Below are 16180 nucleotides of genomic sequence, written 5' to 3'. Positions count from 1 at the left end.
AGCTAACCGTGAGCTAACGCTCAACGGCTGATCGAGTTAACTACCTTAACTCTGGGTGTTTCGATTCCACCATACGATTAACCATCAAGCGGTAGAATCAGGGATCTAATCGCTTCTCAAAATTACGACGGAAAAATGCCAAGTCCACCAGATCGACATCACGGTCTACGTCCACATCAAACGCACTCTCGAAGAACTGGTCCTGAGAGGTCTTTTGGAAGGTCCTCTGGAAGAACGCATAGTCTACCAGATTGACATTGCGATCACCATTCACGTCGCCAAAAAATCGGAAAAATTCATCCACTCGCGAATTCCCGGCTTGTCCGGTGGCTCCTCCGTCCAGGGCGGCTCCCTGGGGACTACGGATGTGGGTGTGCTGGGCCGTCAGACGGTAGTTTCCGTCCTTCAGCGAACCACTCAGCTCGCGGAAATTGGAGGCGGCGAAGGTGATCAACGCCTGAGTCTTGCCGTCAGCCTGCTGCACATCTACATTTACGGGCAAGACTTGCCCGCCGGTTTCCAGCCGGAACGCTCCGTCGTCAATAACAACTGCCGAGTCAAAATGGACGGTAATGGAATGCACCATGCTGCGTTGGGTTCTGCCGTCGCCTATGATAACCCGCTCGATCTGGGGGGCTATGACATGGATCGGTCGCGCACCGAAGTCGATTCCCGTTCGATTCTCGCCAGGGGCAAGATCGATCTGGTGGCCGATTGCCAGACTGGTGACTCCGGCATCGCCCGGATCGCCATTGCCAGTATCACCATTGTCGCCGCTGTCGTTGACCGGATCGTAGTTCAGCACGCGGCTGAGCATGTTGACGACGTCCAGCCTGAAGTAGGGCGCGCCGGTCCCGGCGACGCTGCTGTCTTCATCATCTCCGTCGTAGATCAGCACGCCGCTGGATTGCAGCAGCGAACGTATCTGAGCGGTCGTTAGCCGTTGACCGTGCTCGCGCAGCGACAACTGCTGGGCCAATACGACGGCTCCGGTCACAAACGGAGTGGCCATGCTGGAACCTCGCATCGCCATGATACCGCCGCTGGCGTTGGCGGCTGTGATCAGGGCTCCGGGGGCAAATACATCCAGCAGATTGGCGTCGCGCTGCGAGAATACGGCGATGCGATCGGCAGCGGTCGAGTATTCGCTGCCATAAGCGCCAAACGACTGCGGGCCACGATTGCCATCCCAGACGGCACCCACGGAAATGGCATACGGATCAGCCGCCGGATAGGACAGGCCTTGACGGCCTCCGAAGGCAGCATAGCTATTGCCGCCTGCCGCTACGGTGACGATGCCCAGAGCATCCAGAGCGGACAATTCATCAGAGATACCGTACATGTTGACTGGCACCGACCAGTTCCGGCCATCGCCCAAAGAGAGATTCACAGCAGCAATGTTGTAGGTGCCCGCATTTTGAACCACCCACTGCAGGGCGCGTTCCAGATCACCGAACGTGCCGTTCCCATCGTCGCCCAAGACCTTCAGAGCAATGATGTTGACACCGGGAGCCACGCCGGGATAGTGCGGATTGCTGGAGGAGATAATGCTAGTGACATGCGAGCCGTGACCAGAGACATCGCCGGCCGAGCTGTCGGGGTCGGTGAAGTCGTACTGGAATACGATGCGATCGGCGATACCGTTGCCATCACCGTCTGGACCAAAGAACGGATGATTCAAGTCGATGCCGGTATCGATCACCACCACCGACATACCCCGTCCATCGATCCCCGAGTATCGCGAATCGGCACGCAGGCGATCGATGCCCACCAGGTTTCTGGATAGGGCTGCGTTGACAGGATGTGATACTGCGGGTCCAGCCTGAGAAGCGTACAGCTTGGCGGAGCCATTATTCAGCGCATTGACAATTAGCAGCGCGTCCAATGCCGAGACACGGCCGTCGCCATTGACATCCAAGGGATCAAACAGGCTGGCGATTCTAGCGGCACCGGGACTAGTGAAGTTCAGCCGATTGATGATACGTAAGGCGTCCAGTGCAGAGATACGACCGTCGCCATTGACATCCATTCGACTGAGCGGGTGAGTGGAGATGGAACTGTCGACGATTTCAAAGCCAGGAGTCACTAGGGTAGCGGGTGAACCGGTGAAGGTGAGCCCGGAAGCCCCAGAAGCGACCGGATAGGTCTGTTCCCATGCGTCGGGCAGCACATAGCGCACGGTGTACTGACCGGCAAGCAGATTGGCAAAAGTGTAGCCCCCCTGATCATTGGTCAGCGTACTGGGCTCGTCCAGGTCCCAGCGACCGTTATCGTTCAGGTCCAGGAAGACGCTATGGTTGGGCAAGACCGCTTCCCACGGCTCGCGCTGGCCATTGCCATCGGCATCCTGCCAGACGGTACCCGAGATGGAACCCACCAGTACCTCATCGCCCTCGGGCACCAGAATCCGTGCCGAGCTGCTGGGGACGCCAAAGCCGATCAGATCAAACGACAGCTTGCCGATCGTTCCTTCAGGCAAGCTGCTGATATCGACGGTCACCAGGATTGACTTGGTCAGATCCAGCATACCACCGTCCAGCAGTGTACCGGAGACCAGGACACCGGGACCGGCGTGGTAGGAGCCATCGCGTTGGATATTGAGAAAACTATCGGAATTGTTCAGAGAGCTGATACTACTGAAGTAACGGGGGGTATTACCGGGCAGATGCGTTGCCAGAGCCACCTCGAACGCATCGGGCGGCTGTTCAGGGCCGTTATCATTAAGCAACATATTACGAATTTCGAAACGGAACGAAGCCTCGTCCGGATTGAGAGTATAGCTGCGTGACGCACTGGAAATCAGCAGTTGATGCTCATTCAACAGCAATTCGCCGCTATCCAATTGACCATTACCCTGGAAGGTCCAGGTGTTCGTAGGGAGCCCCAGACCAGGATTGGTGAGAACGGTAAACGAACGCTGAACCATGTTCTCCTGAGTGCTTGAAGGCGGGGGAAATTCCAGCGCCAGCGCAACTTCTGTCGGCTCATGCGGTTCTTGCAGCATACCCATAGCCGCCGTTGAGGGCGGGCTACTAGAACCATTGAACTTACTGAGTAATAGGTCCCAATATCCGAAGCCGTTGCTCTGCCTGTGCAGTGTATTGTCCCCCAAGAACTGAGCGCTGTGTGACCAGCCCACATCCGCGAAACCAGTAAGATCCGCCTCCAATGCTAACCCTCTATGCTGAAAGCCAAATCGAGCTGTTAAATTCTCACTATCGGCAACGAGTCCAAGGCCGCCCACTGGCATTGACAAATGCGGCGTAGCGAAGGCCAGGATTTCGTAGCGACTAATGTCCATGAATAGAGTATTTTCGACAGTGTCAATCCACCCGAGAAATTGGCATGAATCGCCACTTCCATCAAGATTCGCACGGTAAAACCCGTTTTTTGGGAAAAGTTGGCCACAGCTTGCTAAAAACGATGCATTGTGAAGAGTCTTTAGTGAATCATTATTAGGTAAGAAATTTAATGGATGTACGAAATACCAGCGGTGAATCGAATCACTTTCGGGAATTGCCGTATTCCCCTGCAGGAAAGAAGGTTTTAAAAGTTGATTTGCCCCCCACACCCAATTGCTAAGCGCCCAGTCTCCCGGGCTATAAAAGTTTACGTATTTTGCAACGGCGGGAGCGAACTCAGGGGAAAAGTATGGACTGCCTTGATTCAGATAGTTACTAAACGCCCTCTCTGACGGGTAAAGCCCATTACTGAAACCATATAACGACGAACTTACAGCGGATTGGGTTGAGACATATACGTCAATCAGAGGCTGGAAAGCACCTGCCCCATGTTGCCTAAGCGCCTCACCTACAACGTAGTTGCCCATGCTATGAGCAAAGACATTTAAAGTGGTGTATTCACTTTTGAGCTCTTCTAACTTAGCACGTAAACCTGCCGCAGAATTCCATGCAATCAATTCTGAGCGGTTGTAGTTGCCCGTGTCAGACAATGGATTCTCAACCCAATCCGTTGGCCATGAAAAGAATGCGAAGTCATTCTCTGACCCTGCATACAAGAGCCGCTTCATAGAGGTAGCTGCAAATGCCATTCTCTCTTCTTTGATCATACGCCATCCGTGGACCAGAACGTTGACTCCAGTATTTCGCGATGCATCCACTTTGACTGAGTTGCCAAAAGCCGCCTGCCTCGAACTCACTTTAGGTGGCTGAATGGGTTGCAGATACTCTCCATACTGAACCGCTGTAGACATTGGTTCTTGATACACCCCACCGTTTTGATCGTAGTTGGCTACCGTAAAGTGCTGATACCATGTGTCTATGTGAGTCAAACGCAGGTAGGCTGACGTTTTGGCGTATTCAGAAGTTTCACCGTCAGAGGGAGGCTTGAGTTGAACATCAAAGCTAAAGTCAGATACCTCGATACCTGAAACGTTTCCCTCAATCAAGTACTGCACAGCGTCTAATCCTTTGAAATCCGCAGGTTTAAGGTGGCCACCATGAAATGCGAATTTATTTGCATACCGCAGTACGCTATCGGCAACAGTCGTTGAAAACAGATACTGTCGTCCAAGAACTTGAGAATTATCGCGATAAACATTTATCTGTTCTCTGTTGCCGTCTAAAGCTAATTTGAGGGAGAAATCCTTCGGAAGAAACTGGAATAATGGGGCAACCACCTGAAGAGATATAAAGTCCTCCAGGTCTCGACGTGAATCAATGCCTTCGGTCTCGAAGTCTGTTTTCGCAACACTCTCACCGAACTTTTCAAAAGCAGCCCTCAAATTGGGCATTTCTGTGTCGGAATTGGTATTTCCCCAGAACGGCTGCGGAAACTTTTTGGAGGTCCGATTTTTGTAAATATCAAGAGGAGCGCTCCCATCTGACTGAGAACCTCTGTTGGTAGGCGTATCGCGATAGTCGTCGAAAGCGATCGAAAGAGCTAAAGATGTGAAAGCAATTTTATCCCGAAGCGGAGCATTCTGCATGTCTTGTCCGATCGGATTCACCAATAGAGTGATCGTTTGATCTGCTAGAGCTTTACCGTCAATGAGAGACTCTAGGTAAACCACTCGGTAGCTCGACTCTCGAGAGAAATTATCACTAAGCACCTTTTTAGGAATAGGCAGATCTGCGAATCGAATGGACTCAGCATTCTTTAGCAGATGCTCAGATAGCAGACGCGGTTCGTCGGCATCAACAGTCCACAATCGCAAACCAGGCGTCTTGATTTCATAATACCAGGGTTCTGCGAATGTGCCTTGTCCGAATTCTTTGACGCCATCCGCCGGAGTTGCCTGATATTCGAATTGCACATATGCTTCTTGAGGGTCAATACCCTTTGGAAGTTCCACGATGATCGGAATCAGTTTGATTCCACTGCTGGATTTCGATTCTTCATTAGCAAAGCCAGAGTCTTTGATACCATCGGCAAAATCAGGTACTCCATCACCGTCAGAATCGTTGAACGTGGGAATGACAACTTTCCCAGGTTGAGTCGCAACTCCATTGCTATCCCGAGCTGGAAACTTTTTGCCTTGCTCAGCGAGGCTGCCATCGGGATAAGAGTAGCCATTATTGTTGTCTGAATCAATGTGAAGTAACCCGGCATTGATCGTACTAACCACGGTACTACTAGCAAAGTAGTCGTCGACTGAAGCCGATTCAAAGAAAGCAGATCTGCCAAGCAGTACCGAAATCTCTTGGCGCGGCTTGTACTCGTTTTCAGTATTTAAGAAAAATGGAACACCTTCAAGATAAAACGTTACTGAACGTTGAGTCTCGGTGATTCCAAGTGCATAGGCCGAATAATGTTTGTCGTCAATTGAATGTACATAGTCTATTTCGGGATCTCGAAACTCGTTTCCATCTTTGCGCCAAATCCTCAGGTGCCCCTTTGCGGGAATTAAGTTACCATTGGAATCTGTTTTCATTAGCGTGGGCGGCGAACTTGAATATTGGAAGCCTATGACTGTTTGAGCATCTATGTTGATGTGGTCTGGAATTTCAACAATCAACTCTGCAAATTGATGTGTGCTTGCGGAATGATTGTCACTAACGCCGCCAAATCCATCAACCCAGTCGGATATTCCGTCATCGTCCAGGTCAGAGAGACCAGCACTCACTATCACACCCGAGTTATTAACGTCGTACCTTAAGGTGAAGTCAGCACCTAGGTGGTCTTTATCGATGTAGCCATCGTTATTGGCGTCTACGTGCGCACGAATCTGCGCACCGGAAGAAACAAAAATTGCTTCTGACCCATTCCCGTATACGACAAAGGCTAAATCGCCTAAAGAATTCAGACCATCATGAGTCGATACATGTCTGGCTTGGCCTATACCTGGAAATTCCTGACCTACCTGAGCGACAGTTGATGGTTCGAACTTAGTTATCTCGTATGATGCGGAGTTTTGTGGCTTATCTCTGGCTATCTGTATCACGTGAAGTCCATACCGTCTGTTTTCAGGACTCAAGAATTCACTCCACTCTCGAGCGCCTGCGTACTGAACATAGTAACTTGTTGTTAGTTCAGCTCTAGCGATATTGACCTGTGCATCAAGGTCGATTGACGAAAACCCGTAGTAATCCTCAGACGGGTCTGAGTCGAACTTACCGTTTTCGTTTGTGTCGATCCAACGCTCGCCGGGATCCAAGCGACCGTCGTTGCGGAGCCCAATGATTTTTTCTAAAGCACTTCCATCTGGCTGGACAATGAAAATTCCTGTACCAAGCGTGGAGTGTATTCCAGCAAACGCAATCAGCGATCCGTCATCCGAAATCGAAGGACGAGTGCCGATACGTTCGAAACTATCCGAAATCTTTGCAACGGGTGTGTAGTTGGAAGTGTAGACATGCAGTACTTGACCGCCGCTGGCTACGAGAATTCCGTTGTCAGCGATACGTGGATACACCTGAGAACTATTGGGCCCGGCACCGAGATAGGGAATACCAGGGTTGAATGCTGTGGTTAAATAGTCGACGTTACCGATATAGGACCCGTCCTTGGGGGAATTCGAAGTTTTGCTGTTAAAGACATACTGTGGCGTTGGCAGGTTGTTTAAACTAACTGGTGCATCAGGGTGAACAATGCTAAACGGTGAATATAAATCCAGTTTCGAAGGGTAAACGTTGACCCAGATTGGATCGTAAACGATAACAGGTGGGCGCATCAATTGGGCTGCGAATAAGCCCCCAATGCCAGCCGCCATTCCGAGCGGGCCAAAAAGCGGTCCAAGCAGAAGTGCACTGCCAATTGGACTCGTTCTTATCAAACCAGTGATTGGGTCGGTTGCAAAATGTTCAAGAGTTTCAAGTCTTAAACCTGCTCCGTACATTCCGCTGTCACCCATAGCTACCATTCGCGACGAATTTCCAGAGTTCGCTATACCAGCATTCCATGTTTCTAGAAATGTGAGCGGTAGTACATTAGATGCGTCTGGATTCCCGACCAAGAGAATATCAAAGAGAACTGATTTCGCAAATAAAACGCGATTAGCAAGTACTTGTCCGTTATCGTTGACCTGGACGTAGTTGCCGAAACGCATCGACGGAGCGGAATCAATATCCAATGGATGTTCACCCGGCACTGGATGATTGATGAATGGGTGCATCAGTGCCATTGCAGATGAGCGGGCTGCATAATTGGCAGCGTATACGTTTGAGAATCCATCGGCAACAGCGGTGAAGGCTACGACACCTTGGTTGTTGATCGAAACACCGGTACCCACACTCGAAAATTTGTCCGGCGGTGTAACCGGGAAGTACTCGAGCGCAGGGATTGATGGAGCCAGAGTTGTATTTTGCTGGCTAGCAAAGGCGAATGATGAAGCTCGTGCGCCGTCGCCGCTGTCCGATGGACTGAGCGAAACAACTGTCAACCGAACGGATGCTGAATCACGTAGCCCCAGTCGATCCTCGATTTGATAGTCGAAACTATCCTCAACACCCGGACTAAAATTTGCTGTGGATTGTAATTCTGCGGAGGCTCTAGGGTCATAGCTGAAACTGCCATCTGCTCGGACTACCACCCTAGCACCTTTTGCTGAAAGCCCCTCAAATGGTATCGCTGTGATCCGATCTCCGTTGTCCACATCATACGCGTCAACCAGCAGTCCGTAGGGTGCTCCGCGACTGAGTACACGATCCGCATAGGCAACCAGTCCAGTGATCTGCTTGGCTACTGGGCCGTTGTTTTTTCCAGTCACATCGATCAAGGCACGGCCCGGCGTACTAGCAAGGCCGTCTGTTACCCAATACGAAAGTTCTAGCGTATGTTGCTGGCCCTCTGGAACGTGGTCCAAGGCTCCACGAGGATCAAAAACGAACGAGCCATCAGCAGCAACAAATAAACGCGTTGCCATGTCTGCTGGCACGTTCCATTCAACCGCCGCAATCTGGGGACGCTGCGGATTGGTAGATTGGTCATTGGCTAATAATCCGAGGGAAGCAGGGACGTTCAACACCGAGTCGGCACCGACGGTGTATCGTTCATCGGAAACTTCCGGTCTTAGGTACTGGACGCGCGATCGCTGTTGAAACTCGGGTATCGTTCCGATGGGGGGGATGGGGAATGCTGGTTCTTGATCAGGAACACCAGTAAAGTAAAAGCGAATTCCACTTTCCAAAGTGTTGCCTGCTTCGTCCACTAGAAGGTAATTGATCAAGTTTTCGCCCGGCTCCAACCTTAGAAAGTCAAATGCAAATGCACCATCTGCGTCCGCAACCGCAACCGAGGTCAGGTCCGTCAGATAGATGCTCGTATAAGGCTTGGTGGTTCCTTCAATCCGCACAAACTGCTGGTCGGTTCGCCGATCACCTCGCACTCCTGTATCATCTTGAGCTGCGATATCCCACTGGATATTTGGTATGGCAGTATCAATGATCAACTCCACGGGCAGCGACATGTCACTTAAATTGCCGGCGATGTCCTCAAGCTTGACAGAAATGCTGTGATGTCCGTCAGGTAGGGCAGGTAATGTATAGTTCCCTCGTTGATCAACTGCTCCAACTGCAATCCGTTCTCCGTTACTGTACCAATGAACCAAGAAGCTCTCAGAGATCGGCAACATCATGGTCGGCTTGAAGGTCGACAAAATCGGAATACCGACGGCAAACTGCGTGCCATGCGGAGTATCCAAGTCGGGAGATAGTGTTGCCGGACTCGAACTATCGTACAAGAAGCTGAACGACTTGAGTGATTCATTGCCAGCACCGTCTCTCGCCCGCACATTAAGTTGGTGAGGACCTTGACGGAAAGAAGTGCCAAACAACTGACCTAGATTTGCTGCTTCAATATTGAAAAAGCCATTGACCACCAACGATCGAGCATCCCTCCACGGCCCATCATTCAGTTGCAATTCAAAGGTCACAACTCCACTGGCGTCACGGACAAGTCCCGTCAGCGTTGGATCACTGGTTATCCGATCAGTATTACTGCGGCCCGTGTCGTTCGCCAATGCGATCTCAATCGTGGGACCGAAGCGGTCTTCCATGCGGATGGTGGTTTGGTGGGCGGAGCCGTTGCCGGCTAGGTCGGAGACAATGACCTGCAAGATGTTGTCGCCGGGGACCAGGCGTACGTCCGTGATGCGGAAGTTGCCTGTGGCGTCGGCTTGCACTCGATGGGTAGTGCCGGATAGCTCGACAAACGCTCCAGGCTCGGTTGTGCCTTCCAGGATTACCGTCTCGTAGGCGGTGGTGTTGGAAGTTGGCGTGTCGCGGAATTGGGCAGCCAGCGACAAGGTGGGCTGTGGTGGGCTGGTTCGGTCGACAATTACGGTTAACGGTAGCGAGAAGCTGGAGAGATTTCCGGCTATGTCTTCACTCGTGGCGGTGAAGAGATGCGTTCCCTCAGCCAGACCACTCACCGTGAAGGATCGCTGTGTTCCGTTGCTGTTTTGGGCTATCTGGACTCCATTTTGATACAGCCGGACAAGGGCGTTCTGCTCTACCTGGGTGGTCAGCGTCAGGCTCTGACGATTGGTGATGTTGTCCGTGCTGCTGACTCCGGTATCGTCAGCGGCTATCAGATCCAGACTGGTTGGCGGTAAAGGCCGAACTGTATCCAAGGTGAAGCTAAAATTGCTTGGCGCGGAGACTCGCCCGCCAGCATCCGTAGCAATCAGCGTTACCGTGTAACTGCCGTCGCTCAGATCGGAACCCCTCAATAGCGAGAACCGACTGTTAGTCAGCTGCAGCAGCGATCCGCTCAACCATCCCAGAGCATCCTGTGGAGGACCGCCATTGATCGAGGCCGTCAAGGCCGTGATGCCCGATGGATCGTCAATCGTCGCCCAAACGGTGGCATCGCTAGTAATGCGATCGGTCCGACTGCGCCCAGTATCGCGCAGCAGTCGCATGGAAACCGTCGGTGCGGAGGTGTCGGCAGCGGTGGTTTCGATCGACAGATTGACAGTGCGGGCATTGCCGGCGGTGTCCTCGGCGGAGACGACAAACGGATTATCGCCGCTCTTCAAGGCAATATTGTCCATGCGATACTGGCCGTTGGCTCCGGCTACGACCAGAGCGATTGGGTTTTGCAGATCGGAACCGCGATAGATGGCAACTCGGGCACCCGCCTCGGTCTGCCCCACCACGGATATGTGCTGGCGATCCGTGCGATTGTCGCCAAGTACGCCCGAATCGGTGTCCGCCGACAGACCGGCAGTCAACGTGGCTGGTGGCGTTTCGTCCAGGGTGATGGTCAGCGGTAGAGTAGTCGGGCTGGTATTGCCGGCCTCATCGCGGGCCATCAGTCGAATGGCGTGATCGCCCGATCCCGGCAGCGTTACCGGTATGGAGACGGTGCCAGTGGACAGTTGCGATCCGATGACCTGACCGTTCAAAACAGCTTCTACCCGGTCACCCGGATTGGCAAATGCCGTCAGGATGACCTCGCGCAGTTTGGTAATGCGATCAGTATTGTCGTGGCCCGTGTCGCTGGCAGAGGATAGCTCGAACTGCGTGGGAGTGACCGGTGGTTGGGTATCCAATACAAAGCTGAAATGGACAATCGACGATTCGTTGGCTGCATTGTCAGTGGCCCTGAAGCGCAGATCGTACCGCCCGTCCGCCAATGAGCCACCCAAGATGGTTGCCAGTTCGCTGGTGGTGATCTCGAAGCTACCACTGGAGAGCTGTGAGGTAATGTCGATCCATGGGCCACTTGCGCGCGATAGTTGCAGAAGTTTGATTCCGCTGGCATCACTGGCCGTGCCCACCAGAGTAGCGTTGGAGGTGATGCGATCATAGTCGTTAAATCCTGTATCGTTAGCCAGCCCGACCGTCAGCGTGGGCGGTGTCGTTTCGCTGCCAATGCGCGTAATGGTGACTCCACCGACGGCATTTGCACCAAAATCATTGCCCGTTTGCAGTACCAAGTCATTATCGCCGATCACTAGCGGCACGTCGAAGAAGGCGAACATGCCGTTGAGCAGCACTTGAGCGCTGCCCGGATGTCCGGCCAGCGACACGCTGTGGAAGGGCGTGCCCTGACCGGCAACGATGACCGATCCCAGGCTGGTGGTGTTGTCGCCTAGTGGCTCGGAATCGTCGCTGCCAGTTTCGAGCGACAGCAAATAATTGCCATTGGCTAGCGCAAAGCCAGCCAGGCTGGTGGAGAAGCCGTAGTTGTGCAACAGGACCAACCTGTCGGCAAAGTCCAGCTTGCCGTCACCGTTGATATCTGACACAGGATCAATCGACTGCTCACTGGCAACTTGACCTTCTGCGTCACTCAAGAGGGTAGCATCGTTGCCGTCAACCTGTCCGTCGCCATTGATGTCACCCGCCACACTGACATTCAGCGAGTAGGTTCCGGCCGGTCCAGTGACACGCAATAGGTCCAGTCCGGGTTGGCTAACGATGAACAGGGATGTGATCTGGTTGTTGTTAGCGACTCGCGAGATCAACGTCGCGTGATCCATGGAAACTTCAACGGCAGGCCCGCTTCCAACGCCCTTGGTCACTACGCGCAGCATGACCTCGCCGCGCGGTGAGTATTCCAGATCGGTATCGGCCATGTGGATCGAGTAAAGCTGTTCAGCCGTTGTTCGCTGAGCCTCAATCGTCCGATCGGAAAAGTCTCTAATTCCACCCAGATATTGTTCGATGGACTGGCTGGCCGCCACATCACCGTAACGAACACTGCGGTTGGTGGACTGGGAATGGGCGATCGATAGTCGCGAATGGTCGTCATACCGATATGCGGCCTGAACGTTTCCCGAGTTGTCTGTAACGGTTGTCAGTTTCCCAGAACTGTCGTACAGGTATTGCAGATAGCTGGTCGGTCCATTGGAGATACGGGTAACGCGTCCGGCAGCATCGCGAACGACACCGATTTGGTTGACGCTGTCGGGGGTAATGCCGCTGTCGCTGACCAAGGCGGAGCAACCCGGACCATATTCGATCTTGGTTGTTCTACCACCAGCATCCAAGTGGTACTCCTCGCCCGACGCCATCTTGACGCGATAGTTGGAACCCTCGAACAGATTGTTCGACGGATGATAGGGCAGACCCGTCCCCAATTCGTAGTATTTACCATCGGCGCGAATCAGCATTACATCCACGGAATACAGATCGGCCCCTGCGCCAGGGTCGGCCTGCCAGCGCGGCTTGAAGAAGGTCAGCGCACCAATCGAGGTCACTTCGGGCGAGAACGTAAAGCCGGCTCGATTGCCGCCCGGCAGTGACAGGTAGGCTCTGGTACCTTCACGCATCGGTTCGTAGACGCCCAAGCCCTCGCGGCCCGTACGTGGCGTGTCCGTCTGGAGCAAGAAATCCAATTCGGCCCAGCGCCAGCCCTGACCGAAACTGGAACCGGGTAGTGTCAGCGACGAGTCGTAGACTCTGGTCAGATTGATGGTCATTGAGGACTTTTCAATGGCAGCCTCTCGTTCGGACCAGGTAAATACTCCGGGTTTGTTGCTGGAGTTGACTTCGAGCTTGGACTCAACAGAGCTATTGCGACCGCCGATATCGACGGCCGATAGCCGGAGGCGATAGATGCCGTTGGCAAGAACGCCCGGGTTTATTTCCGCCAGTGTTCCATTGACAGTGTTGGTACTACTGGTCAAAAGCACAAAGTTGCTGGAGCCCCAGGGTGCCAATTCGAGCCGCCATTGGTCCAGATTCTGATCGCTGACCTGACCGACGATGGCCGTGGTCTGCGAAATCACGTGGCTTGCCAGGGTAACATCCAGCGAGGTGACTGGGGCGGCGGTATCGGCGACATCGCGAACCTTCAGCGACTTGACGGTTCGGCCCACAACGCCTTGCAGGTCGGTGACGATGGCTTCCAACTGAATTTGTCCGGGAGCGGTAGGCTTGAGTGTCGCCCAGCCTTGAGCGTCCAGCGCCACTTCCACACCATCGGCCAGCAGCTTGTAAGAGCCAATTCCCACGCGAGACGAGGCGGTCACACGTACCTGGACGTTTTCGTTGGGCAGCGCTGGGAAGCTGGGAACCAGCACGATTTGAACGTGTGGTGCAACCACTTCGTTGGTCACCACCAGGCTCATCGTCTGCCGAGCTTGCAGCTTGCCATCGGAAACCACAAAGGTCACCAGATACTCGCCTGCCTGACCGGGCAGCGGAGTCCAGGAGAACAGCCCGGTGGCGGAATTGACGCTGGCTCCTTCGGGCAATCGCAGTGCGCTGTAGACCAGCGTATCCAGATCGGGGTCGCTCGCCTGAAGCTGGAATTCCAATTTGCGTCCCACCACACCGGCATAGTCACGAGCCACCAATTGGGGCGCTCGATTGACATCGTCGATGCGAACCCGGATTGGCATCGAATCGACGCCACCGTGTGCATCCCGTGCGGTAACCGTCCACGTGTAGTCGCCCGATTGTTGGACGCCGGGAATCCAGGTCAGAACATTGGTCACATTATTGAATTGCGCTCCACTGGGCAGATTATCGACCGACAAAGTCGCCAAATCGCCATCGGGATCGCTGGCCCCCAGCAGTATTCGCAGAGTGGCTCCCTCGCGACCGTACTGTGGCGCGAGCGGCTGCAAAACGGGGGCTTGATTCACGCTGCGTACAACGATGGCGAAGTTGGCCGTGGTGCTGGAGTGGCCATCGGAGATGTTCACAGCTAGCGGGAAGTTGCCCGCAACGAATGGTGTCCAGGTGAGCGTACCGGTTCGCGGATCGAGGGCAGCTCCGGTTGGCAGATCACTGGCCGGTGTGAATCGCAGTTTATCGCCGTTTGAATCACTGGCTGGAATGGTCAGCGTGAAGCGCTGCCGCTGGTCGGCGAACACCTGGGCAGGCACGCTGGTCGTGGGAGCCGCGTTGCTGGAACGGACGATTACGTTGAACGTCTCGGAGTCGCTTTCTTGGGGACCAGCGCCAGCATTGCCACTGTCAGTGACCGTGACGGTAACCGGCCGTTGTCCGGCATGTGCCGCTGTTGGAGTCCATCGCAGGAAGGATTGACCATAGAAGGTGCCCGGAACAATCTGAGCGCCTGGTAATCCACTAGACACGTAGGTCAGCGTCTCTTGATCGAGATCGGAGCTTCGCAGTTCAATTTCCAGCGGCTGACCAATGATGGCCACTCGGTCGCCAATGTAGGACAGTACCGGGGGATCGTTGGGCGAGTCGACTTGAACGACAAACGACATGGTTGTTGTCAGTCGTCCCCAGCGCTGGCCACCGGCAACGGTGTCAATGGCGGTTAACGTGATCGGATGGCTGCCTCGGTCTCCGGCCTGAGGAGCCACGCGGAATCTACCGCGTCCACCACCCAAGTCGGTGAATTCGATAAACGATGGCAGCGGTCGATTGCTCAGCTCACTAGCCGCAGTCAATGTAAGCGGATCGCCGTCAAGATCGGTGACCGTGACGATAAACTCGTTTGCCTGTCCACGCGGAACTTGAACTGGCTGGACCACAGGAATTTGCGGAGCCTGGTTCTGGTTCAGGACTTCGATAGGCACCGTAAGTGTGGCTGTCGCATTGGCACCAACTCCATCGCCATCGTCTGTCGCTGAGAAGACTACTTCGTAGCTGCCGGCCTGATTGAAATCGGGTCGCCAGCGGAAGATACCGGTATCCGAATCAAAGGTGGCTCCGTCGGGCAACAGTCGCACCGGACGATAGGTCACCGACTGCCGTGAGTTGCTGGTGAAGAGCAAGCTGCCGTCTTCTTTGCGAATGGGCGGAACGAAGTCGGGGTTGTCAGGATCTCGAGCGAAGACCCGGAATTCGATGGTCTGATCTTCGTAGGCTCGCCAGCGCTCGATAGCATCGAACTCGGGAACGGCATTGCTATTCAAGACGGCCAGAACCGTGACCACGGATTGCGACAGACCGTTGGCACTTGCGGTAAAGGTGATCGGGTAGATGCCAGCCTGATTATAGCCAGGGTTCCAGGTGAACAGCCCCGTAACAGGATGTAGAATCGCACCCTGCGGTAGTCCGGCGGCAGAGTAGTTGATCACATCGCCGTCTGGATCGATGGCGCTTAACTGGATAGACAGCGCATCGCCTTCGCGCAGGATTCTTCCGCCTGGGTCTCGCAGGGTCGGTGATAAATCCTTGGGAAGGATCGTAATATCAAAGGACGCGGACGACTGGCCTTTGGAATCGGATGCAAACACGCGAATGTCTGGGTAGCTGCCCACATCCTGCGTTGTCGGCGTCCAGTAGAGGGCTCGAGTCTTGGAGTCAAAATAGGCTCCTGGAGGAATGTTGGTTGCCCACAGTCTCAGTTCGTCGTTATCCGGATCGCTGACATGAATGGGAATGACGATAGGCGAACCCGGCTGGCGCTGGAACGAACGGGAACTGAGCGAGAAGACCGGCAGATGGTTGCCACCGGCCAGTGCAATCGTAAAGTACTGTTCGGCCCAGGCACCTTGCGGATCGTAGGCACGCAGTGCGACTTCCGTCGTCACCGAATGGCTACTTTGCGGCAGCCAGCGCACCAGGCCGGTAACCGGATCGACGGTCATGCCTGAGGGAGATTTCACGAGAACATAAGTCGGAACGCTGGTGTCGGGATCGACAGCCGTTGCTTGATAGGTGTACTGCGAGCCCACGTTGGCCTGCTGGTTCGGACTGGTTGTGAAGACTGGTGGTGCGTTGTCGCCCACAGAGGCAGCCACGCTGTTAGTGAAATTGACTCGCTGACCATCGGGTGAAGCGACAGAAATCGTCCTGCCCGTGGTGGAAGCGTTCGGGTTTAAGCGAACACCTCCCGGAACGTT

1 protein-coding gene (cut by a window edge) is annotated in these 16180 nt (G+C 54.1%); it reads right to left on the bottom strand.

From position 1 onward, the window contains the following. Nucleotides 1-97: 97 nt before the first annotated feature. Nucleotides 98-16180: the 3' portion of an Ig-like domain-containing protein gene (locus tag KF752_09430; protein ID MBX3421762.1), read on the bottom strand. Its footprint extends 14898 nt past the window's final position; only the last 16083 of its 30981 coding nucleotides appear in the window; its start codon lies beyond the right edge, outside the window; its stop codon occupies nt 98-100.

This window comes from Pirellulaceae bacterium (genome assembly GCA_019636385.1).
Classification (GTDB): Bacteria; Planctomycetota; Planctomycetia; order Pirellulales; family Pirellulaceae; genus Aureliella.
This window is presented reverse-complemented; position numbering and strand designations above follow the sequence as displayed.